Source organism: Campylobacter geochelonis (assembly GCF_013201685.1).
GTDB classification, from domain to species: domain Bacteria; phylum Campylobacterota; class Campylobacteria; order Campylobacterales; family Campylobacteraceae; genus Campylobacter_B; species Campylobacter_B geochelonis.
The window spans coordinates 1,942,503-1,965,864 of sequence record NZ_CP053844.1; the positions used below are offsets into that span (position 1 = coordinate 1,942,503).

The window sequence follows — 23,362 nt, forward strand, 5'->3', positions numbered from 1 at the left end:
AGAGTTAGCAGATTGGGTGCTTAAAAAAGGCTAGAAAACTTTCTAGTAGCGACAACTGCTACATACATCGCTTAAGCAAAACGCATGCCAAAACAAAATTTTAAATCAAAATAAAGCAAATTAAAAAAGTGATAAGATTAAAACGGGCTTTAAAAAAACCAAATTAATTTTTCTAAGTTGCGGCGTGGTCATAAATAGCGAACCTAAAACCAACTCGAGCTAGAAATTCGCAGTCAAAAATCTACCTATAAAACTCATCAGCCCACGCGCTGTTTTCAAGCCAAATTTTGTTGTTTAAATCAAGCGTTTTTATGATACCAACCACAGATAAAATCTCCTTTTTTATCCCCTTTGTAACGCTATCTTTTATCACTTGCCTAAAAAGACTTGGCTCAAAACTATCCTTACCATGGTTTAAGACTATGTAAATTTTTTGTCTATTAAAACTCATTCTAATGCCAAATTTAACAAACCCATTAAGCTGGATTAAATTTTGCATAAATTTTGGCGAGAGTATGTAGTTAGCATTTATCTCATCGTCGGTAAAAACATTGAAGATATCGTTAAATTCGGCATTATCCATCACTATTTTTTTAAGACTTTCTTTTTTGATGAAGTTTTTTGACTGAATTTTAGTCGTTGAATTTACCACTTTGTTAAATTCCGCCACGAAAACCAGCCCAGCAAAGGTCTTTTTTCGCTTTCTAGAAAAGAGATAACCAAACATTATATCTTTAAAAAGGCTATATTTTATGTCGTATAAAAACACATCGCTAAAGCTAAATCGCACCTCGCCAACATTGCCATAAACATAGTCATTGCCATCTTGAGTATCAAACAACTTGCTAAAAAGCCCACTATTTAGGATATCTATCGCGTGAACGTGGTAGTATTTTTTGTATTTTAAATTTAGCTTTTTAAAAAACGGAACAAAGACGATATCTTTATAAGCTTGTCTAAATTCCCTCTCTTCATCTTTAAAAATTGCCAAAGAATACTTCAAAAAGCCAGATAAAAGCAGATAAACCGCTATAAAATACGCCCCAACCACCTCTTTATAAACAAAAAGCTTCTCGCTATCAAGCCAGTCATAACTCAAATTTATCAGCAAATAACAAATCGCAAAACCCACGATAATGTGAAGCACTAGCCTTTTTATGATAAGTTTTCGGCTCTTTTCAAGCTCTTGTAGTGAAGATGTTTTCATAGCGGTATTTTAAGATAAATTTGCTAAATTTAGACAAACTTATCTTATTAAAAACTACTAAATAATTAAATTTTGCAAATTAATTAATTTTTTTCCGGAAATAGATAGCTAGCTATTATTCCAACTGCTAGTATCGTTAAAATTATAATCAAACTCAAATTAGCCGATATTTCAAATCCTAAATTAAATATATGATTTATTCCATTTACCAAAAGCTTAAACGCTATAAAAAACAACAATACAATCACCGCTTTTTCAAGATAAATCAAATACCTTTTTAACGCCTCAAGCACAAAATACAGCGTTCTAAGACCCAGTATAGCAAAAATCATAGCAGAGTATATAATCAAAGGCTCTCTTGAAACTGCAATTATCGCAGGAACACTATCAAAAGCAAACATTACATCGCTAACTTCTACAACACAAAGGCATAAAAACAATGGAGTTGCTATAAATAATCCCTTTTTGCTTATAAATTTAATACTTTTATCTTTTTGAATCTCTTTTTTTGCTTGATTACGACTAATAAAAAAACTATGCCCTACAAAGCGAGGAAAAACTGGAAAGTATTTATAAACTAAGCGATAAGCAAGATGTTGCGAGTAATCTTCAATTTCATCGCCATCATCTGTGCCTTTTAACATCATAATTGCAGTATATGCAACAACAAAAGCAAATACAATCTCAACCCACGAACTTAACATCAATAAAGATGAACCAATCGCTACAAAAATGAGCCTAAAAATTATAGCTCCTAAAATACCAAAATACAAAACTCTATGCCTATAAATTTCAGGTATTTTAAACCATGAAAATATTGCCATCATCACAAACAAATTATCAACCGATAACGCCTTTTCTAGCGCATAGCCAGCAAAAAACAAACTTGCCATTTCGCTTCCGTGATGATAATATATATAAAGACCAAATAACACAGAAATCACTACCCAAAATACAGACCAAATCACAGCGCTTTTTAAAGATATCACATCATCTTTTTTATGCGCCATAAAATCTATGCAAAACGCAACTAAAACAAAAACAATAAAAACGATGATAGTTTCTACTGGAAATCCTAAATGCTCCATCCAACCTCCTTAATTACAATTTTGCAATGGCAAACCATTTTTTTCATTTAGCTTATTAGCTGCTTTACAAGCCGATTTTGACTGTTTGTTAGCACAATTAAGGTTAAACCACTCTATCATCTGCGAATATTTTCTTACTTTTTGATTGTATTTATCTACCTCATAAGATGAGTACTGATTTACGAATTCGCTATTTAAATCCTGCTCTAACCATTTAGCTTCGTTATAAATTTTAATACACTCTTGCATAAGTTCATCACTAATAACTTCAACATAAGCTGTTGTTGTATCACTCGGTGGTATTTCATAGCTGGGGTTTGCACTCGCAAAAATAACAAACCCCATGAAAATTACTACTTTTTTCATTAGCAAGCCTATAAAAATTTCATTACAGAAATTGTTATTAAATCTTCTAATTTCCTATCACTAGTTGGTTCACCGATAGCCGAGAATTTCCACTCATTATTTCTTTTATAAAGTTTGCCTAAAATCATAGAAACCTTATAAGCAAATGTATGATCATTTGCAACATTATATGTCGCAAATACTTTAGAAACGCGAGTTGGAGTGCCTTCGTATAATCTTATACTTGCAAATGGTATTTTGTTAAATTCAACTTGATTATATGAGTTAAGCACGAAAAATATCTGCTCAACCTTAGTTTCGACTCTATTTAAATCAATACTTATAACCTCATTATCAAGCCCATCATCCCCATCTACATCACCAGTTAAGTCATCTCCGCTGTGAAAAATTCCTGGTGCTGATTTTTTACCAAAATATACGATGTCGCAAAGTCGCTTGTTTGTATCAAAAAGCGCTAAACTTAAATCCAAATCTACCGGAACAACTTTATCTCTAAAAAAGCCCTTTTCGCTTATAGCACCCCAGTTTGCTCCAACACAAAAATTAACCAAATTTGAACCATCATCTTTTTTTAATGATATTTTTTGACCTTTTATTAAATTTACCGCCATTTTTTTGCCTTATATGCTAAGACCATATAATTTGCAAAATCCCTCTAATCCTTCTTTATATCCTGTCCCAACTGCATTAAATTTCCACTCATTATCTTTAAAATACAATCTCCCAAAAAGCAATGCAGTCTCAGTAGAAAAATCCTCTTCTAAATCAAACCTTGCTATCTCTTTTCCGGTTTTATCATTTACTAATCTTATAAAAGCATTTCTTACCATACCAAAATTTTGACGCCTTGCAACCGCGTCGTGTATCGTAACCACAATCGATATATCTTTGATATAAGATGAAATTTTATTTAAATCAACTTTTATGCTCTCATCATCACCATCTCCCTCGCCGGTTCTATTATCGCCAGTGTGGTTTACTGAACCATCAGAGCTTGTTAGATTGTTATAAAAAACAAAATCTCTATCTGATTGAACTTTATTTTGTTCATTTAACAAAAACACTGAAGCATCAAGGTCAAACTCAACTCCAGTATCGCTGGTGTTTGTATCCCAACCTAATCCAATCAACACTTTCTTTAAGCCTGGAGCCTCTTTATTTAGCGAGATTCTTCCGCCTTTAGATAAATTTACACCCATTTTTTCTCCTTTAATTTTATCCTATAGGATATAGATAAAATTATTTTAACTAATTATTGTTTAAACAAAACTTATTCTATAGGATAAAATTATGTTTAACGAAAATTTATATATAGAAACAGATGAAATAGAAATGTTTTATAAAAAAGTTTCAGAAAATGTTCGAAATTTAAGAGAAGAGAACAAAATTTCTCAACTTGATTTAGCATTAGCTATGGGTATAAAATCTGTGGCTTTTTATTCAAATTGTGAAAATTGTAGATATGGAAAGCATTTTAATTTGGAGCATATTTATAAGATATCTAAGCTTTTAGATGTTGATATATCAAAGATTGTATATTAAATTTGATTATTAAACGTAAAAGGCTAACCAAAATGCCGCCTTTTACGTTTTGGCAATTATTTTATAAAATTTAATAATTAAAATTTTATATTTTACTCAAAAACAGTCAAAAACTCATCTAGGTTTCGCCTAACTTTTGGTTTTGGCTCATTTACTCTGTAGCCAAAAGGGAGCAGCATCGCAACTCGTTTTTTGCTGGTATCAAGCTCAAGCGCTTTATTTAGCTCGCTTTCTACATAGCCTTCAATCGGACATGTATCGATACCCAAAACAGCCGCCATACTCATCATATTTTGAGCACACAAGAAGCATTGAGCCTTGCTCCATGCAAAAATTTCTAAATCGCTTTGCCCAACATTATGAACTAAAAAATCCTCTATCTTAGCGATATAAGCATCGTGTTGAGCTGAGTTTTTGTCAAATCTTCTCTCAACCATCTGTCTGACATACTCGCCACCACTTTTAAAATCAGAAATTTTAGCAAAGATCACAAGCAGGTGCGAACAAGTTGGGATTTGCACTTGGTTCCAGCAAGCTTTTTGTATTTTTTCTCGCATTTTTGGGTTTTGAACTAGCCAAAAATCCCAATGCTCTAAACCCAAAGATGATGGCGAAAGTCGCCCTGCTTCAAGGATTTGAGCAAATTCTGCCTCGCTGATTTTTCTGTTTTCATCAAAAACCTTGCACGCGTGTCTAAAGTTCAAACTCTCTTTAAAAGTCATTTTATCTCCTTTAAATTTATATAATTATTCTAAATTTTATCATGTTTTATAAGTTTAAATTTATACATAAATTATAAATACTCTAAAAATTATCTTTTAAATTTAAAAACAATTTTCACAAAATACCATTTTAAAGGCATTTATATCTGCTTGCTAAAACTCAAGCTATGAAAGATAAATTTTATGCTCTTTTCTTTGGCATACTTTTCCTACGATGGCTGCACTTTCATACCCTGCTTCTTTTAGTCTTTTTAGAGCTAAATTTACCTCTTTTTCGCTAATGGCAACTAAAAGTCCGCCACTTGTTTGAGCATCGCAGAGTAAAATATCTGGCAAAGTGTTTAAATTTGGTTTTATAAACTCTTGATTTCTATAGCTTCCAGCCGGGATTAACCCCATATCTAGGCATTTTTGAACACTTTTTATAATAGGCAAACTCATAGTTTGAATCTCAAAACTTATATCATCTCGAATCATCTCTAAACTATGCCCTAAAAACCCAAAACCCGTTATATCAGTACAAGCGTGAACTTGTACATCACAAAGTGCGCTAAGTGCATAAAAATTAAGCTGACTCATATAAAAAGCAGCTTCTTTAACCTCATCTAAGCTTAGAAAATCAGCCTTTATAGCCGTGCTTAAAATACCGGTGCCAAGGGGTTTTGTTAGGATTAGCAAGTCGCCAACTTTAGCTGTATTATTCGCCCAAAATTTAGTCGGATTTACAACTCCAGTTACACTTAGCCCATAATACATCTCAGGCGTTTGGATACTATGCCCTCCCACAAGCTGTGCGCCACACTCGCTAATCTTGCTTTTACCACCAGCTAAAATTTCAGCTAAAATTTCATCGCTAAAATGGCAAGAGTCAAAACCAACGATATTTAACGCATTTAAGGGCTTTGCTCCCATAGCAAAAATATCACTTAGTGAGTTTGCAGCCGCGATTTGCCCAAAGACAAAAGGGTCATCAACAACCGGTGTTATAAAATCAAGCGTTTGTACAAGTGCCAAATCATCACTTATCTTAAACACGCTTGCATCTTCGTTTGAGTCAGTAGAGCTAAGTAAATTTGAGCTTTTATCTATCAAGTTGCCAATGCTTTTGTTTAGACCCGCCGGGTCAATTTTAGCAGCTCAACCAGCGGCTTTTACAAATTTAGTTAGGTTAAAATTTCTATAATTCACAGTTTTATAACCTCATAAGAGCTTAGCATTTCCATGATTTCATAGGCGTTTGTGATATTTCCAACACTTAGCTTATCAACCACTTTATAAGCTTCCAAACAACTCCCACAACTATAAATTTCAACTCCATTTGCCTCTAAATTTTTTAAAGCTTGGTAGCTAACGTGCGCTCTATCAGTAGTCATAAAAACAGCACTGTTTACGCAAATTACCGCTTTTGGTTTTGTTTCTAAATTCAGCATTGCAAGCAAGAATTTAGAAAGTAAACCTTTTCCAACAGCCCCACTTCCAGCACTCTCTTCGTTAAGATAGATAACTTTTTGCTTGTCTAAATTTGCGACTTCGCAAGCGTACTCATCTGTGGATGTGTTTTTAAGTTCGTTTGTTTTAACTGTTTTTATCGTTGTTTCATCATTATTTTGGCTAAGTTCATAGCTAAGCGAGTTTTTTGAAAGAAATCTTTTTATGTTTTCTTTAGGAGCAATGTCATTGACTAAAATCTCAAGAGTTTGTCCGATTTTAAGAGAATTCAAAGCATTTTTTGTTTTTATAACTGGCTCTGGACAAGCCAAATTTCTGCAATCGATTTGCATATTTTTCCTTATATTTTAGTATCTTCAAACCTTGAAGCTGAAAAATTATAGCTAAATTTAGTTAAATTTGACTGCAAAAATTTTCATCAACCCATTTTTGTGCTTCTTCTATAGTTGGAAATTTACCACTTTTTGCTACTTGATTTGCGCCTTCGTAAAAGCGAATTCTTATACCATCTTGTACATCATCAACTTTGATTCTTGTGATTCTATCTTTGTTTAAATATACTCTATCGTTTAGTTTTATATACATTATTTATCCTTTTTTAAAAATAACTCTTTAAAGCGTTTGTTTGCAAACTCTTCTATATCTTTTTCAAGCTGTTTATATGCGTTCATTAGCTCATATGCTCGTGGTTTTAGTACTGTTCCAGCGTTTTTCCCGCCGCCTTGTGTAGTTTCAAAAAGCTCTTCGTTTAAATTTGTTTGTAAAATTTTAAGGTGCGTCCAGCATTTTTTATAGTTCATTTCCAAAACCTCAGACGCAGCTTTTATACTTCCAGTTTGAGAAATCACATCTAAAACTTCAGTTTTTCCCTTACCAAAAAGCAACTCACCGCTACCATTTTCTATCCAAGTTTTAGTTTTGATTACCATTTTTTTGCCTTTTTTCTCTTTAAAACAGCCTAATTCACAGTATTTTACATCTATTTTATGCTCTTTTAGCGTAGCGCGAACGCTCTTTAGCCCGACGCCTTTTGCCGCTTCTCTGGCATCTTTGCAAAATACTCTCTTTTTCTCATCTATAAGTGGTTTTAGCGCGCTAAAAACTTTCGCATCGCCGTTTGCAACTTCGCTTTTAAATTTACCAAACTGCCCAAGTTCGCAAGTATCAATCCTAACACCAATCTCTTGAGCTATTTTTCCAACTTCTGCTATATCCACGCCAGTTTTAGCTGAAATTTTAAAAGCAGTCCCACAATCAAGCTTGCCTTCGCTGTTTAAAAGCTCTTTTATAAGCTTTATAACCTCATCGTTCATATCTCTATTCTCTCAGCTCCGCTATAAACATTCATATTCTCTCCTCTTGCAAAACCACAAAGCGTTAGGTTAAACTTCCTAGCTATCATCACGCCAAGGCAGGTTGGAGCGGTTCTTGAAACAAGAACTGGAATTTGATGCATAACAGCTTTTGCAACCATTTCTGAACTAAGTCTGCCACTTACCATCAAAAAAGTTTTGCTTAAATCCGCTCCAGCCAAACGCGCCTTGCCGATAGCCTTATCGATAGTGTTGTGTTGAGCTATATCTTCGCCGATAAAAAACTCATTATCATTTACATAAAGTTTAGCAGTGTGAACGCAACCTGTCTTTTCATAAAGCTCACATTGAGTGTAAAATGTCGCCATATTTGATGAGATGGTATCTCTTTTAAATTTAATGGGATTATTTATAACTTTTGCTGAAATGGCGTTTGGATCGATATTTGCTGTGTTGCTTCTACCACAACCGCTTATAACAACACCCTCAGCATTTAGCCTATTTAAACTTTTTTCATTTATCTTAGCTTTGATATCAATTTTCATACCATCATCAATCACTTCGATATTTTCGATATCTTTAACATCGGCGATTATATCTTCGCTCATCAAGTATCCAACAGCCAAAGCTTTTTGATCAACTGGAGTTGCCATAACAGCGCCAACTTTTTCTCCATTAACTAAAATTTCAAGCTTTATCTCACGCACCAAAGTATCATCACAAGAAAAGCTATCATCGCCTTTTATCTTAGTGATTTGTGTAGAAAAAATCGGCTCCATTTTTAACCCTTTTATTTTAAATTTGTATACTTTTGCTCAAACACAGATGGTTTGATTTCACCTTTTTTAAGAAGCTCTTGATACCAATAATGATGAAGTATGTAAACCTCTTCTTCCTCTTTATATCCCGTTATAATCGCGTGGATTGAACCTTTTATCGCAAAGACAGCCATATAAATATGAACTAGTAAAAACACAGCACACGCCGCGCCAAGAATGTTATGAACTATGGCAGATAGTCTTAAAACATCTATTTGGCTAAGTCCTAATGTTTCATTTATAACCGGAGCTGGATAGTCTAAAAAATACATCAAAGCGCCAGTTACTATCATAAAAAACCCACCAACAGTCGCTACCCAAAACCACGCTTTTTGACCTGCGTTAAATTTGCCAGCTGGGATTGGTTTTTTGTTTTTTGAAAGATAGCCGCCGACCATAAACATCCATTTTAAATCATATGTCGCTGGAAGCATTCTAACAAACCAAAATGCAAACATAGGTATCAAAGATATAGCAAATAAAATAGTCGCTAACCCATGTAAATTCTTACAAAGTCTTACAAAAAATCCACCGCCAAATTCTTCCCCAAACATCATGATAACACCAGTTGGCACAAGCACTACCCACGCAACTGCAGCTATTAGATGTACAAGTCTTTCTATGACGTTAAATGCGTAAATTTTGCCATGACTGTGCGAAAAATGTTTTGGACCAACTATCGCATAATGCCCAGCAAAAGCTACAATCACAGCTAAAATCGCAACCGCAGCAAGCATAGCAAAGTAGCCATTTCCTTGCCAATCTACAAAAAATTTAGCAAATCCATTATCATAATAAGTTGGTATATTTATAAATCTTCCCTCTCCCCACACAGAGCTATCGCCTTGAATTTGATCAATAAATTCTTTATTGTCGGCAAATAAGCCAGTTGCAAGGGTTATGAAAAACAAAATTTTTCTCATTTCATATCCTTTTTAATATTAATATTTGCCAAATTATAGCACGGAAACTTTAAAACATCCCTGCTAAATTTGGCTATGTCGTTACTACCAAGCATTACCAGGATATGTAGAAGGAGTCTGTGAAGCACCTCTACTGTATTTTCGCGCAACAACTCTATCTCTATAAATTCTATCAACTTCTGTGCTTTCGCCGACTAAAAGAGCCTTTGTAGCACACATAGCAGCACAAAGTGGAACTTTACCCTCTGCTATGCGGTTTTGACCGTAGATATGAAACTCTTCTTTGCTGTTTGTCTCCTCTGGTCCGCCAGCACACATCGTACATTTATCCATAGCACCTTTTGTGCTAAAAATGCCGCCTCGTGGGAATTGTGGTGCACCAAACGGGCATGCATACAAGCAGTATCCACAACCAATGCAAGTATTTTTATCGTGAAGCACAATCGCATCTTCTCTTATATAAAAGCAGTTCACCGGACAAACTTGCGCACAAGGAGCGTCTGTGCAGTGCATACACGCCATAGATGTTGAAAACTCCTTGCCAGGAATGCCCTCATTTAGCGTTATAACCCTTCTTCTTCTAACATCAAGCGCAAGTTCATGCCCGCTGTCACAAGCTACAGAACAGCCATCACAATCTATACATCTATCCAAATCACATAGAAATTTCATTCTTACTGATGACATTTTTACTCCTTACGCTTTTTCTATGCGGCATACACCGCCTTTTGTCTCTGGAATTTGAGTTACGATATCATATCCATAGTTTGTTACTGTATTTGCACTCTCGCCATAAGCGTATGGTTTAGTTCCCTCTGGATAGTTTTTACTCATATCAACTCCTTGCATTATGCCCGTAAAATGGAACGGTAAGAAGACCATATCTTTACTTACAGAGTGTGAATATCTAGCTTTAACTTTGATTTTAGTTCCCTCAGGTGAATAAACCCAAATCATATCGTTGTTTTTAATGCTATATTTTTTAGCCAACTCTGGGTTGATATCACAAAACATCTCTGGAGTTAGGCGAGTTAGATATTTTGAAGCTCTATTTTCCATACCAGCTCCGTTTAAATTTACCAAACGACCAGTTACTAAATTTATAGGGAACTCTTTGCTGTAATCTTTTGCTAACTGAACTGATTTATACTTAGTATCTACTCTAAAATGATCACTCTTATCTTCAAAGCTTGGATACTGATGCGCTAAATCCTGTCTTGTTGTGTGAAGTGGCTCTCTATGAAGTGGGATTTGATCAGCAAATGTCCAAACTCTTGCTCTTGCTCTTGCGTTTCCATACGGAGCTATGCCTTTTTCCATACATTTTTTAGCTATTATATCACTTGCATCTGTTGACCAACTAGCGCCCATTCTAGCTTTTTCATTTTCGCTTAGAGTGATTCCTAAAACCTCTTCGATATTTGCTTTAGTAATTTGCGGATATCCGCCATCAACCGCTGAATCAACCGGAGCCGAACCCTTGCTTGCAAGTTGGTTTACGCCATTATGCTCTAGTCCAAATCTGTTTCTAAAACCCATTCCGCCTTGCATAACCGGCTTGCTTATATCATATAAATTTGGGCTTCCTGGGTGATTTTCTGTCCAACAAGGCCATGGAAGTCCGTAGTATTCGCCCTCACACTCGCCCATTCCCATTAGAGTAATTTGGTCAAATTTATCCCAATTATCAGTATGTTTTTTAATCCTCTCTGGAGTCCAGCCTGTCATGCCGATACTTTTGATGATTTTTGCTATTTCTCTTGTAGCATCTTCTGGCCACTGGAAATTTCCTTTTCCATCGCCCATCGCCTTTATAAATTTATCATAAAAGCCCATTCTTTTTGCTAATTCAAACAAAATTTTCTCATCTGTCATACTCTCAAACAACGGCTCAACGACTTTATATCTCCATTGAGCTGAGCGGTTTGTAGCTACAACTGTGCCTGAAGTTTCAAACTGAGTAGCTGCTGGAAGGATAAAGATGTTATCTTTTTTATCTGTTATAACTGCTGCTTCGTTTACAAATGGATCTGTGATAACTAAAAGTTCTAAGTTATCAAGCCCTTCTTTTACTTTTACTTGTTGAGCGGTTGAAGTTATACCATTTCCTAAAACAAATAAAGCTTTTAAGCTAGTTCCAGCGTTGTGAATTTTGTCATTTCCATCTTTGCCATTTAAAACTCCTGCCCACCAACGAGAAAGAGTAAAGCCCTTTTTATGCATCCACTCTTTAGAGAAAAATCGAGATACCATCCACTCATAATCCACTCCCCATTGCGAGCAGTAGTATTTCCATGAAGTCTCATTTATATCATAATATCCTGGCAAGTTATCACTAACACAACCCATATCAGTTGCGCCTTGAACGTTATCATGCCCTCTTAAGATATTACATCCACCACCCGCTACGCCTACGTTTCCTAAGCTAAGCTGCAAAATCGGCGCAAGGCGAGTATTTGATGTACCAATGCTGTGTTGAGTAAGTCCCATAGCCCATATAAGCGTTCCTGGACGGTTGTGTGCATAAATTTTAGTAATCTCTTCTAAAATCTCTTTTTTAACTCCAGTTACATCTTCAACTATTTCAGGAGTCCATTTACTAGCCTCTTCTTTGATACTTTCCATATCATAAACTCTATCGCTGATATACTCTTTATCTTCCCAACCATTTGCAAAGATGATATTTAACATACCATACATAAATGCGATATCTGTTCCTGGACGAATTTGAGCAAAATAATCAGCCTTAGCTGCAGTATGTGTATAACGTGGATCAATTACAATCAGCTTTGAACCATTTTCTTTCGCTTTTAAAAAGTGAGAGAAACCTACTGGGTGGTTTACTGCTGGATTTGCTCCAAAAATTATAATCGCTTTTGAATTTTGCATATCCCCAAGATGGTTTGTCATAGCGCCATAACCCCATGTATTCGCCACACCGGCGACTGTTGCACTATGTCAAATTCTAGCTTGATGATCTACGTTGTTTGTTCCAAAAAATGCTCCGAATTTACGGATATAATAGCACTGCTCATTACTCATTTTTGCTGAGCCTAAGAACATAACTTGCTCTGGGTTTTCTTTTTGGTATTTGTTTAGTTGCTCGGCGATTCTATCAAGAGCTTCGTTATAACTAATTCTTTTCCACTCGCCATTTTCTTTTACCATTGGGTATTTTAAACGAACAGCAGATCTAACCATATCTACCATATCGCTACCTTTACAACAATGACCTCCTAAACTAATCGGATGATCTTGAGCGACCTCTTGTCTAACCCAAACGCCATTTTCAACCTCTGCTATAATTCCACAACCTACTGAACAGGCAGTGCAAACTGTTTTAACTTTTTTTGAGTTTGGATATGGGTTTGACAGTTCTTGGCTGGTTGCTTCTCTTGTGACATTAGCACTAGCAATCAAACCGCTAGCACCAACCGCACTTGAAAGAGCAGCCATTTTCAAAAACGATCTACGACCGATTTTTGAGCTAAGCATTTCTCTATCAACTTGTGACATATTTATCCTTTCTTAAATTTTATTTTTATTTTGCGTTTGTGTAGTAAAGTTCCCATTGTGGGGTTCTTTGATAAAGCGTTTCAGCTTTTTTACCACTATCTTTTTTAATCTTGTCTTTTGGCACAGCTGCTGATGCATTTACGCTAACAGCGGCGACTCCAACAGCGCCAACGGCTGCTTTTTTTAGAAAATCTCTTCTTTTAGACTCCATCTCTTGCTCCTCTACTTCTTTTTTTCTGTTTATTTGATAGTCTTCTTGCTGCTTCAGATCTTGAAAGCCCTTTTGAAACTTTGATATTTCTACTATCTTTTGGAGCAGAAACCCCATAGTAAATTCTTTCAAATTCAAAAAAACTTGTCATAAGATTTGAGATATTTTTATAAATTTCACTTTTTTCGTGTATATATAAGTTATCGCAAAACTCATCTATAAACGGGTTTATAAAGCTTGTAAAAAGCTCATTTGCGTAAACTTCATACTCTTTTTCACCTTTTATTTGTAACGTTATAAACTCACTCATCAAAGCAAATAAAAAGCCAAAATTATCCTCTTGATCTTTATACTTAATCTCATCTCTTCTAAATTTAGTCTTAGCTAGTAAATTTTTAACCCTTAAACAGGCAACTCCACTCTCATACCCCTCATCATAAAAACTGATTGTCGTTCTTAAAGGCTTTGGTGGTGCGTGAAATACAGCATCATACTCGCTTATCACGCGATTTTCATCTTCAAAGTCTATGCTTAGCTCTTTTAAAGCAAACTCGCTAAGTTCATCTAGTGGCGCTTGCAACATCATATCAATGACGCCTTTAACTCCACAAAATCTATCTTTGTCATAGCTAAAAACAAATAGTTTTGAAAACAAAGAGTAGTAAGCAACTCTGGCATTTTCAACACTTTGTTTATCTATCATCATCTTCCTTTTTTAAAATTTGCTAATGTTCAAATTTTTTTACTTTTAGTACTTTACTACAAAATTACTTAGTTACATTATAAAATTAAAATCTAACTCCAATAATTAATTTTTTCTTAAATATGCTATATTTGAATATTTCTTTTTAATTTTTTCTTTTGCGTGTTGCACATATGATAAATGGGTATTTTGGCATTTTCCTAAAGATTTAAAATTAAATATTAATATTAATAGTTAATTTTAATAAAAATTTTATATAATGCGAAATTTAGCAAAATATAGTTTTTTACCTTAAAGAATAAATTTGTCAAATTTACTAAATTTTTTATCTTTTACTTGCTATATGTTATTTTATTTCTTAAATAAATATTAAATTTTACTAAAATTTACAAAGCGAATTTACACTTTCTAATACAAATTTTATATCAAAATTTACTTTTTAAAACATTTTTTTGATTTATCAAAATTCGCGACTGTATTTTATAAAATACAACGATAAATTTATAAAATACTTTAAATTTTATAAAACCAGATATTTCAAAATACTGTTAAATTTAGAAAACAAATTAAAAATTCCATCTTAGTAAAACTATCAATTAGCCATAAATTTCAAAATTTTGCGCAAAAAATCATCAAAATTTATATAAACAATAGATAAATATCTTTAAATTTATCTTGTTTTAATTTTATTTTGGCATTATTTGCAACTCAGTTGCAAATTAGGAGAAACGATGTTAAAAAGGCTAAATTTAAGCCAAAATTTACTTATCTTTACACTTATGCCACTTGGGCTAAACGCAGAAGTTGTAAAACTAGATGAGATTGTAGTCAAAGCTAAGCCAAACAACTTTAACACCATCTCACGTCAAAAGATAGAAAACTCGCCCACGCTAAATGGCTCTATGAGCGAACTTTTAAAATCAAATCCAAACGTTCGTTTCTCAAACACAAGCACAACTTCACAAAATTTAGGCGATATAAACCCAAGCGATATCAGCATAAACGGGGCTCTAACCTACCAAAATAACTTTATGATAAACGGTTTTAACGTAAACAACGACCTAAATCCGGGCGGCAAACGCTTTGGAACTGGGCAAAATACAACGCACGTAAAAGAGCCAGATATCGGCTCGATTTCACAAGGCATTATGATAGATTCAGATTTAATCGGTAGCATTGAAGTCCTTGATAGCGATGTTTCTGCTAGATATGGAAATTTTATGGGTGGAGTTGTAAATGCAAAAACAAGAGATCCAAAACGCGAATTTTCTGGCAAATTTAGCCTTACTCACTCAAGTAACAACTGGGTTAGCTATCACGTAGAAGATGAAGAAAAATTTAAAAACTCAACTTCGCCAAACGCTCAACCCAAATTTAAAAAAAGCATTGCAAGGGCTAGTTTAGAGGGCTTTGTAACTGAAAATTTTGGCATTATTGGAAGTTATACTCAAGCTTATTCGACAATCCCTATAAAATACGACCCAAAATACTTCAGCGACGCACACGCTAATCAAACTCGCAAAATGCATAGAAAAAATGAGAACTTTTTCTTAGCTGGAGTTTGGTACGTTGGACAACACGTCATACGCCCAACGCTTATTTATACGCCAAGTAGCGCTACGTATCACACTGAGTTTATGAAAGATAGTATATATGATTATAAAAACGATGGATTAATGGGCTCGGTTAAGGTAGAAAGCGCTCTAAATAGCGTTTTGCTAGAACAAAACTTTGGATACTCAAAAATGCAAAGCTCTCGCATAGGAAGCAAAAACTATCAAGCAGCATGGCACCCATCGGCTGTTAAAAACTGGGCAAGCGATGGAGTCGCGCAAGAGGGGACTTTTGCAAGCGTAGAGCAGACTCAAGAAAATTATGAGTATTCATTTGATGCTACTTTTGATGAGATACTTGCTTTAAATCTCTCTCATACATTTAGTTTTGGTGGCGATATATCGCAAAAAAGCGGCACGCTTATCTACAAAGATAGCATTATAGGCGATGGGAGTGCAAGCGAGCTTCATGGAGCTTGCCAAAATGGCGATCCATTGTGCATAAATGATGGCTGGGAACACCCATACGATGATGATACTATCGGAAATGGGCAGTATTTTGATCAAGCTACTAGATATAAAGGAAAAACTAAGAAAAACATCACTTCGTATGGAATTTACGCTCAAGACAAAGTTAAATTTAAAAACCTAACCGCACGTTTTGGACTAAGAATGGATAAAGATACCTTCTTTAACAACACAAATATCGCGCCAAGACTAAGTCTTACTTATGATATTTTTGATGATGAAACCTCTCTTTTAGGATTTGGTGCAAACAGATACTATGGCAGAAACTCCTTTTCTTATGCGCTAGATGAGGGAAAAGAGTGGTTAAAAACCGAGCTTGTACGAAAAGATCAGCTCTCGCCATGGGAGATTAAAAAAGATGATTATAAAGCAAATTACCGCTTTTCTAACCTTAAAACCCCTTACACAGATGAGCTTAGTTTTCGCTACTTTCAAGAGCTTGATTTTCTTAGTTTTGAGTTAAAATACATCATGCGAAAAGACAAAGATGGGATAATGACAACGTGGAGAAGCGTAGAAAACTTAGATCCAAGCACAGATCCAAAATACACAGCAAATCATAGAATTTTAACCAACAACGGAAGAGGCGAAGCTGATGTGGTATCGTTTGCTTTAAGAAACAACGAACCGTTTTATTTCATCGGTGTAAATCATAACTTTGAACTGATATTTGACTATACTAAAATAAAAAGAAATTATAACAGCTACAAAGATACCACACAAGATAAAAAGCGAGGCGATAAAGTCGTGCTAGATGGCAAACTAACGCATAAAAACGATATAGCAAGAGAGGATTTTAACGTGCCTTACTCGCTTAGATTTAACACTTACTCAAGCCTAAAAACCAAACTCGGTCTTGTGCGGATAAACAACTTTTTTAAATTTAACGCAGGATATAACGGTATCAGGTACGCTGGCTTGGATAAAACTTACTGGATAGACAGATACGAAACTAAACATTTTGGCTCAAATTTTATCTGGGATATGCGACTTGGGCTTGACATTTTAGGGAGGAAAACAGATGCGTATTTTATAAATTTAGATATTTTAAATGTGTTAAATCGCAAGGTAAATGTTGGCTCGAATTTTGACTATGATACAGAAAACAGCTCAAGCATTTACGCTCCTGGTCGCCAACTTTGGGTTGAAATCGGAGCTAGGTTTTAGCGGATTTGAGGCTAGGAACTGCGCGCGATTTTGTTTGTGTTTGCTAGATCGTTTAGAGTTAGCAAAGTTGAGTTTTAATAAATTTGTGGTTTTATGCATAAAGTTTTAGCAAATTTGGCTAATTGTAATAATAAAAATTTAAAGAGTTTGTTAAAGCCATGACACGATATTTTAGCAAATTTTATAAATTACGCCACGATTTTTACTGAATTTAGTTAAAGTTGTAGTCCGAGAATTTTTGACAAATTTAGTTATAATTTTACATAAAATTTTGGCAAATTTAGTATAAGTTTTGCATAAAAAATTTAAATAAATTTAGTTAGATTTATAGTATAATGTTAATGAATTTAGATAGCGTTGTAGTATAGGATTTGAGCAAATTTGCTTATAGTTGTAAAATACAATCAACATCTCAAATAAAAAACTACCATTAACTTTGCTATAAATTTAGTTTAGTTAAAATTATAAAAGTTATACTTAAAAAATCAAATTTAAAGGTTAAATCTAATCAATTTTAACCTTTAAGTTATTTTTTCTCGCCATTAAAAGTGATGAAATTTTTATCTTAAAAAACTTATCTTTTCATTTTAATTTAACAACTGCTTTTAAATTTTAAACCAAGTTTTGCAGTGTAAAGCCGGTGCGCTTTTTGATAAACTTTTGAGATGTTATTTTGTAAAAACCTATTTAACGAGCGATTAAATTTAAACTTTTCTTAAACTAAAAAAGCTGTTGAATTTATAAACCTAAAGACTAGATTTTAAAAGCTAAATTTAGCTTTCTTTGTTGCAAATTTTGCAATTACTACGAAATTTAGCCAATTTTTATAGCAATCGCAAAAGTCATTTTTCTATCAAATTTCAAAATTTAACTAATGCCTTTTTTCTTAGAGCCGCGTGGCTGTTTTGTCTAAATGTGCCAAAAGTAACGAAATCAATCCTTTTAATCTTAAAAATTATGAAATTTTAAACAAAATATCATCAAATTTAAGCAAATTTAAAACCATTTTTAGCAGCACTTATAAATTTCTAACCAAAAAAAGATTGTGCGAATTTTTAAGATATTTTCAAATTCTTTCTTTGCTGGTTTTATAGTGTTGTCGCTAGCTAGTTGTGGCGCAAAACCAATCAAAGCATATAGCACCCGACTACAAATTTGAAAAATTAAATTTTATGCAAAAACACTTACTAGAATATAAAACAGATCCAAAAATAAAGATGTTGCGAAAAATCAAACGTAGCTACTAAATCTAAAACTTAAAAATATGCTCAGTGCCAACTCAACCGGCACGCCGTTAGTTTGCGTGGGTTTTGGGCGTGTGTTTAAAGATGAGGATTTGCTAGTAAAGGTACGAAGCGATGGTGCATTTTGTTAGCTGTGATAAAAATCGTTCGCGATAGGCGAGTTTTAAGAAATGTAAATAAACAAGAGTGATATTTATGCTAGATTTTTAACGCAATAAATCGTAGTTTTAGATAAGATAAGCGCAAAATAAGGCGATTAACGCTTTAAGCAAGAAAACCACCTATGAAATCAAAGAGTTAAGTTAGCAAACTTTTTATCTAAAAATTTGCTTTTAAACAAGGATTTGAATTTATAAAATTTTAAGTAAATTTAACCATTAAAATAAGTGTAAATCTCCAAAAAGACTGCAAAATTTACAAATTTAATAGCCTTTTTGCCTATTTATTGTTACAAATTTAAAACAACAGCGGTTAAAAATGGATTAAATTCCGCTTTTTTTAACACTCAAAAAAACATAGTTAAATTTACTTTTTACCATAAACTAACATAAACTAAAATTTAAATTCACAAATCAAAAGCCAAAAGCTCGATTTAAACCATTTGGCTTTTAAAAAGCTTAATTTCTCCTTCTGTACTCTTCATAGCCAAACTCTTTTTTAGCTAGCACTTCGCCGTTTTTATCAACCAAAACCAAATCTGGAAGTTTTATGCCATTAAATGTCGTATTTTTAACTATCGTGTAGTGAATTTGGTCTTCGAAAATCACCCTATCGCCGACTTTTAACTCATGCTTGAATTTATATGTCGCATTTGCGCTATCAAGCCCCATGATATCGCCTGCTAAGCAGGTATTTCCACCAAATCTATAGCTAAAAGCTCCATTCTTGCTCTCGCCACGAACCTCTGGGCGATATGGCATAAGCACGGTATCGGGCATATGAGCTTCGGCTGAAGTGTCTAAAATGGCGATTTTAACTTCGTTTTCTACGATATCAAGCACGCTAGAAACTAAATATCCAGTTTGCCAACCAACCGCCTCGCCAGGCTCTAGATAGACTTCGACGCCGTATTTTGCCTTAAAATTTCGCACCAAATTTATAAGAAGCTTGACATCATAACCCTCTTTTGTGATATGATGTCCACCACCAAAATTTACCCACTTCATCTTAGGCAAATACTCTTTAAACTGCTCTTCAAAGTCCGCCAAAACAAGCTCTAAGCTTTGAGCGCTTTCTTCACAAAGTGCGTGAAAATGAAGTCCAGTTATCCCATCAAGAAGCTCTGGCTTAAAATTTGCTTTTGTTATGCCAAGACGACTAAATTTAGCACATGGATTATACATATCAATAGGCGCGTATGAGCTTTGTGGATTTATCCGAAGAGCGCATTCTACGCCACTTTCAAGAGCTTTTTGGCGGTATTTTTCCCATTGAGAAAAGCTGTTAAAAACAACATGATTTGATAGCTTTAAAATCTCATCAAAATCCTCATCTTTAAAAGCTGGAGAGTATGTGTGAATCTCACCATTTTTTATAAACTCAGCGCCAAATTTCGCCTCATGAAGCCCTGAGCAAGTTACTCCATCAAGGTATTTTTCTACATACGGCATAGCAAAGGAAAATGCAAAGCCCTTTAACGCGCAAAGCACCTTAGCACCGCTTTTTTCGCCAACTTTTTTGAGAAGTTCTAGGTTGCGAACAAGCTTGTCTTCTTCACAAACATAGGCTGGAGTTTTTATATCTTTTACATTCATTACTGCTCCTTTTTGATTTGCTTTATTATATTAGAATTTATAAAATTTTGGCTACAATAAGCAAAAATTTAAAGGAGAAATTATGGTAGAAATCGAATTCTTAGGTCCTATAAACAAAGATAGTTTAAAGCTTGAAGCTAGCAATCTAGCAAATTTAAAAGAGATTTTAAGCAAAGATGAAAGCTTAAAAGAGTGGCTTGAAATTTGCGCTGTAGCGGTAAACGACACGATAGTTTGCTCTCTTGATACGCCTTTGAAAAGTGGCGATAGAATTTCACTTTTGCCTCCTGTTTGTGGTGGTTAAAAGATGAGCTTAGAGCAAGAGATTGAAATTTATAATGGCAGTTTAAATACAGTTGAAATTTATAAAAAATGGTATGAAATTTATCAGTATAAAAACTGCGGGGCTTTGATAACTTTTACTGGAATTGTACGCGAAGAGGGTGGAATTTCGGCTCTTAGCTTTGATATACATAAGCCACTTTTGCAAAGCTGGTTTGAGGGCTGGATACAAAAAGCAAAAAAGCAAAACGCTTACGTTCTTTTTGCCCACGCAAATGGCGATGTAGCCGTGCATGAAAGCTCATATATCGCTGGAGTTGTTAGCCCACAGCGAAAAGTGGCGCTAAGACTTATAAATGAGTTTGTAGAGGATTTTAAGGCGAATGCTCCGATTTGGAAGTATGATGTGATAGAAGGCAAAAGAATTTATGCTAAAAACAGATCGCAAAAGCTCGCTGGTGCGGGAATTTTAAGCTGAGGATACAAGATGTTTCAATCATATGAAGAAAGCTTAGAAATTCTTAAAAAACACACCACCGAGTGGAATAGAGTTGAAAAAGTCGTGCTTACAGAGGCTCTTGGTCGGATTTTAGCTACAGATATCGTAGCAAAAGAAAACTACCCATCTCACGAAACTTCAGCTATGGATGGATATGCTTGTAGGTTTTGTGATTTTGATGGCGTAGAAAACGCAGAGCTTAAACTTCTTGGCGATGTTCCTGCTGGAGCTTTAAAAAATGTTAAGCTAGGAAAAAACGAGTGCATTAAAACCTTCACCGGCTCTTTGATGTGTGAAGACTCAGACACGCTCGTGCCTATAGAAAACGTTTTAGTTAAAGATGGCGTAGTTAAAATAACAAATCCAGTTAAGCGCGGTTTTGCCGTTAGAAAAGTTGGCGAAAGCTATAAAAAAGATGAAGTTTTAATAACCAAAGGAACAAAGCTTAGCTACTCCGAAATCGCCCTTTTAGCAGAGCTTGGCGAGTATCATATAAGCGTTTTTATAAAGCCAAAAATAGCCGTTTTAAGCACTGGAAGCGAGATAAAAGATCTTGGCGAAGCGCTTGAACACGAAGCGCAAATCAGAAGCTCAAACCACGTTGCTATCGCATCTATGGCAAAACTTATGGGGTGTGAGGCGCGGATTTTACCTATCGTAAAAGATGAGCCAAATTTAGTTAAAGAAGCGATAATAAATGGCTTACAAGGGTGCGATATCTTAATCACAACCGGTGGAGTTAGCGTTGGCGACTATGACTTTGTAAAAGGCGCGTTAAACCAAAACTGCGAAGTTATCATAAACGGCGCTGCTATCAAACCGGGTCGCCATATAAAAGTAGCTAAATTTAATGATAAATTTATATTTGCGCTTCCTGGTTTTCCATACTCAGCGATGGTTATGTGCGTTTTGTATGTCAGAGTCTTGCTTGATAGCTTTTTTGGCTCCAAAAGCCACGAGATAAACGCGGTTTTAAGCGAGGATTATAAGAAAAAATCGCCATTTTTAGAATTTGTCGCTTGCAACATAGAAGTAAACCAAAACGGCGTTGTTACGGCAAATTTAAAAGGTAAAAAAGATGGCTCAAGCGCTATTGTAAATAACCTAAATAGCGAGGCTGCCTTGCTTATCGTGCCACTTGAGTTAGATGGATATAAAAAGGGTGATGTGGTTAAAATCTTAAAAATGGTTTAACTAGTTTAAAAAAGTAGTAAAAATTTAGCTAAATTTAACTTTTTACTACTTTTTGTCAAATCAGCGGTTTTATTTGGTAGTATTATCGTGGCAAACTCATATCACAAAGCGCTTAAAACTGGTTAAAATAACCGATGTGTTATAAAAAATTATATAAATTTATTTTAACTAAAAGCGATTTTTCTATATAACTACCTTTTTTAGCGCGAAATTCCTAGTATAAATATTATCTTAAATCAAGACTCAACTCCTTTTATAAAAGCTAAATTTGTTTCTTATCTTAACAAATACCTTACAATTTTAAGCCAAATTTATCAAATTTATAAATTTTAATCTTTTCTTAAACTATATCCGATAAAATCGCTAGATGAAAAATTTAGCATTTCCTATCACAGTCGTTGGACTAACTGTTTTGGCGTTTTTTGTTCCCTCTTTGTTTGTTGGTTTAAAGGGTTATATCACTCCACTTTTAATGCTTATCATGCTTGGCATGGGACTTACGCTTGAATTTGAGGATTTTTATAAAGTCATTAAAAAGAAAAAAGCCTTAGTGGCTGGAGTTTGTCTTCAGTTTATCATCATGCCATTTTTGGCGTTTATCCTTGCAAAAATACTTGGCTTTTCAAACGAACTAACCATAGGTATGATGTTAGTTGGCGCCGCAGCTGGTGGGACTAGCTCAAATGTTATCACATATCTTGCCAAAGGCGATGTTGCGCTTTCTGTTAGTATGACTTTTGCTTCGACTCTGCTTTCGATTGGGCTAATGCCTTTTTTAACATGGATTTACATCGGCGAAAAGATAGATGTGCCGGCTATGGATATGTTTATAAGCCTTGTTAAAATCATCTTAATCCCCATAGGTTTAGGCGTTGTTATCAACAGATTTTTTTCTAAATTTGTTAGCAAAATCTCTGCCGTGCTACCAATTATCTCTATGGGTGGGATTGTTTTTATCGTTGCTATCGTCGTAGCGCTTAACCATAAAAACATCCAAACCGTTGGCGCTTGGATATTTGTAGCTGTTATCTTACACAACATTTGTGGGTATTTGCTAGGATACATAGCGGCAAAAGCGTTAAAATTTGATGAAAAAACTGCTAGGACTATAGGCATCGAAGTCGGTATGCAAAACTCTGGGCTAAGCGTTGCTTTGGCTATTAAGTATTTTACGCCTTTAAGTGCGCTACCAGGCGCGATATTTAGCGTGTGGCATAACATCTCAGGCTCGCTTCTTGCATCTTACTGGAGCTCTAAAAAGGTATAAATTTAAAGCTAAATGG

23 protein-coding genes are annotated in these 23,362 nt (G+C 34.6%); 6 read left to right on the forward strand and 17 right to left on the reverse strand.

Translation table 11 applies throughout. The features are described from left to right. Positions 1 to 241: 241 nt before the first annotated feature. The 5 genes from CGEO_RS08890 to CGEO_RS08910 all read right to left on the reverse strand — a co-directional run bounded on the left by CGEO_RS08890 (position 242) and on the right by CGEO_RS08910 (position 3,860). Positions 242 to 1,207: a DUF3137 domain-containing protein gene (locus tag CGEO_RS08890; protein WP_075540048.1), complete on the reverse strand. Its 966-nt coding sequence runs from the start codon at positions 1,205 to 1,207 to the stop codon at positions 242 to 244. Positions 1,208 to 1,290: 83 nt separating this feature from the next. After that, positions 1,291 to 2,295, reverse strand: coding sequence for a TerC/Alx family metal homeostasis membrane protein (locus tag CGEO_RS08895; RefSeq protein WP_075493135.1), 1,005 nt, complete (start codon positions 2,293 to 2,295; stop codon positions 1,291 to 1,293). 9 nt (positions 2,296 to 2,304) lie between these two features. Continuing rightward, positions 2,305 to 2,661, reverse strand: a complete 357-nt coding sequence (locus CGEO_RS08900; protein ID WP_075531153.1) for a stress protein, tellurium resistance protein TerZ — start codon at positions 2,659 to 2,661, stop codon at positions 2,305 to 2,307. 8 nt (positions 2,662 to 2,669) lie between these two features. Then, positions 2,670 to 3,272, reverse strand: coding sequence for a TerD family protein (locus tag CGEO_RS08905; protein ID WP_075493133.1), 603 nt, complete (start codon positions 3,270 to 3,272; stop codon positions 2,670 to 2,672). Positions 3,273 to 3,281: 9 nt separating this feature from the next. Further along, positions 3,282 to 3,860 (reverse strand): TerD family protein, encoded by a 579-nt coding sequence (locus tag CGEO_RS08910; RefSeq protein ID WP_075540047.1) that lies wholly within the window; start codon positions 3,858 to 3,860, stop codon positions 3,282 to 3,284. Positions 3,861 to 3,951: 91 nt separating this feature from the next. Here CGEO_RS08910 and CGEO_RS08915 point away from each other — a divergent pair, with 91 nt between their 5' ends. Beyond that, a complete protein-coding gene (locus CGEO_RS08915; RefSeq protein WP_075493131.1) occupies positions 3,952 to 4,203 on the forward strand; it encodes a helix-turn-helix domain-containing protein in 252 nt (83 codons plus the stop codon). A gap of 92 nt (positions 4,204 to 4,295) precedes the next feature. Here CGEO_RS08915 and CGEO_RS08920 read toward each other — a convergent pair whose 3' ends face one another. The 11 genes from CGEO_RS08920 to CGEO_RS08970 all read right to left on the reverse strand — a co-directional run bounded on the left by CGEO_RS08920 (position 4,296) and on the right by CGEO_RS08970 (position 13,858). Beyond that, positions 4,296 to 4,925, reverse strand: a complete 630-nt coding sequence (locus CGEO_RS08920) for an NAD(P)H-dependent oxidoreductase (RefSeq protein WP_075493130.1) — start codon at positions 4,923 to 4,925, stop codon at positions 4,296 to 4,298. A gap of 165 nt (positions 4,926 to 5,090) precedes the next feature. Further along, positions 5,091 to 6,113, reverse strand: a complete 1,023-nt coding sequence (gene selD, locus CGEO_RS08925; RefSeq protein ID WP_082258967.1) for a selenide, water dikinase SelD — start codon at positions 6,111 to 6,113, stop codon at positions 5,091 to 5,093. Continuing rightward, the gene (gene yedF, locus CGEO_RS08930) at positions 6,110 to 6,706 is read right to left on the reverse strand and encodes a sulfurtransferase-like selenium metabolism protein YedF (RefSeq protein WP_075493129.1); all 597 of its coding nucleotides are present in this window, start codon (positions 6,704 to 6,706) and stop codon (positions 6,110 to 6,112) included. The genes selD and yedF overlap by 4 nt, the downstream gene beginning before the upstream one ends. Before the next feature lie 61 nt (positions 6,707 to 6,767). Next, positions 6,768 to 6,959, reverse strand: coding sequence for a sodium-dependent tyrosine transporter (locus CGEO_RS08935; RefSeq protein ID WP_075493128.1), 192 nt, complete (start codon positions 6,957 to 6,959; stop codon positions 6,768 to 6,770). Next, positions 6,959 to 7,687 carry a winged helix-turn-helix domain-containing protein gene (locus tag CGEO_RS08940; RefSeq protein WP_075531154.1) on the reverse strand — a complete coding sequence of 243 codons (729 nt, stop codon included), beginning with the start codon at positions 7,685 to 7,687 and terminating at the stop codon, positions 6,959 to 6,961. The genes CGEO_RS08935 and CGEO_RS08940 overlap by 1 nt, the downstream gene beginning before the upstream one ends. Then, the gene (fdhD, locus tag CGEO_RS08945; protein WP_075531155.1) at positions 7,684 to 8,466 is read right to left on the reverse strand and encodes a formate dehydrogenase accessory sulfurtransferase FdhD; all 783 of its coding nucleotides are present in this window, start codon (positions 8,464 to 8,466) and stop codon (positions 7,684 to 7,686) included. Before fdhD ends, CGEO_RS08940 begins: the two co-directional genes overlap by 4 nt. 11 nt (positions 8,467 to 8,477) lie before the next feature. Further along, positions 8,478 to 9,428 (reverse strand): formate dehydrogenase subunit gamma, encoded by a 951-nt coding sequence (locus CGEO_RS08950; RefSeq protein ID WP_075540046.1) that lies wholly within the window; start codon positions 9,426 to 9,428, stop codon positions 8,478 to 8,480. An 84-nt stretch (positions 9,429 to 9,512) separates the two neighbouring features. Then, on the reverse strand, positions 9,513 to 10,115 hold the full coding sequence (gene fdh3B / locus CGEO_RS08955) for a formate dehydrogenase FDH3 subunit beta (protein ID WP_075493124.1): 603 nt from the start codon (positions 10,113 to 10,115) through the stop codon (positions 9,513 to 9,515). A 9-nt stretch (positions 10,116 to 10,124) separates the two neighbouring features. After that, on the reverse strand, positions 10,125 to 12,944 hold the full coding sequence (locus tag CGEO_RS08960) for a formate dehydrogenase subunit alpha (RefSeq protein ID WP_172658134.1): 2,820 nt from the start codon (positions 12,942 to 12,944) through the stop codon (positions 10,125 to 10,127). A gap of 25 nt (positions 12,945 to 12,969) precedes the next feature. Next, on the reverse strand, positions 12,970 to 13,155 hold the full coding sequence (locus tag CGEO_RS08965; RefSeq protein ID WP_075493121.1) for a twin-arginine translocation signal domain-containing protein: 186 nt from the start codon (positions 13,153 to 13,155) through the stop codon (positions 12,970 to 12,972). Further along, positions 13,145 to 13,858 (reverse strand): TorD/DmsD family molecular chaperone, encoded by a 714-nt coding sequence (locus CGEO_RS08970; RefSeq protein WP_075493120.1) that lies wholly within the window; start codon positions 13,856 to 13,858, stop codon positions 13,145 to 13,147. Before CGEO_RS08970 ends, CGEO_RS08965 begins: the two co-directional genes overlap by 11 nt. A gap of 731 nt (positions 13,859 to 14,589) precedes the next feature. Here CGEO_RS08970 and CGEO_RS08975 point away from each other — a divergent pair. Beyond that, a complete protein-coding gene (locus CGEO_RS08975; RefSeq protein WP_075540044.1) occupies positions 14,590 to 17,106 on the forward strand; it encodes a TonB-dependent receptor plug domain-containing protein in 2,517 nt (838 codons plus the stop codon). Positions 17,107 to 18,967: 1,861 nt separating this feature from the next. On the opposite strand, the gene nspC is transcribed toward CGEO_RS08975, so the two are convergent. Next, positions 18,968 to 20,104, reverse strand: coding sequence for a carboxynorspermidine decarboxylase (gene nspC, locus CGEO_RS08980; protein WP_075493117.1), 1,137 nt, complete (start codon positions 20,102 to 20,104; stop codon positions 18,968 to 18,970). A gap of 82 nt (positions 20,105 to 20,186) precedes the next feature. On the opposite strand from nspC, the gene CGEO_RS08985 reads away from it, so the two are divergent. From CGEO_RS08985 to CGEO_RS09000, 4 genes are all read left to right on the forward strand, one after another. Beyond that, positions 20,187 to 20,408 carry a MoaD/ThiS family protein gene (locus CGEO_RS08985; protein WP_075493116.1) on the forward strand — a complete coding sequence of 74 codons (222 nt, stop codon included), beginning with the start codon at positions 20,187 to 20,189 and terminating at the stop codon, positions 20,406 to 20,408. Positions 20,409 to 20,411: 3 nt separating this feature from the next. Continuing rightward, positions 20,412 to 20,864, forward strand: coding sequence for a molybdopterin synthase catalytic subunit (locus CGEO_RS08990; protein WP_172658135.1), 453 nt, complete (start codon positions 20,412 to 20,414; stop codon positions 20,862 to 20,864). Between the two features lie 9 nt (positions 20,865 to 20,873). Beyond that, positions 20,874 to 22,079, forward strand: coding sequence for a molybdopterin molybdotransferase MoeA (locus CGEO_RS08995; RefSeq protein ID WP_075540043.1), 1,206 nt, complete (start codon positions 20,874 to 20,876; stop codon positions 22,077 to 22,079). 367 nt (positions 22,080 to 22,446) lie between these two features. Further along, positions 22,447 to 23,346, forward strand: a complete 900-nt coding sequence (locus CGEO_RS09000) for a bile acid:sodium symporter family protein (RefSeq protein ID WP_075540042.1) — start codon at positions 22,447 to 22,449, stop codon at positions 23,344 to 23,346. The last annotated feature ends 16 nt before the right edge of the window (positions 23,347 to 23,362 follow it).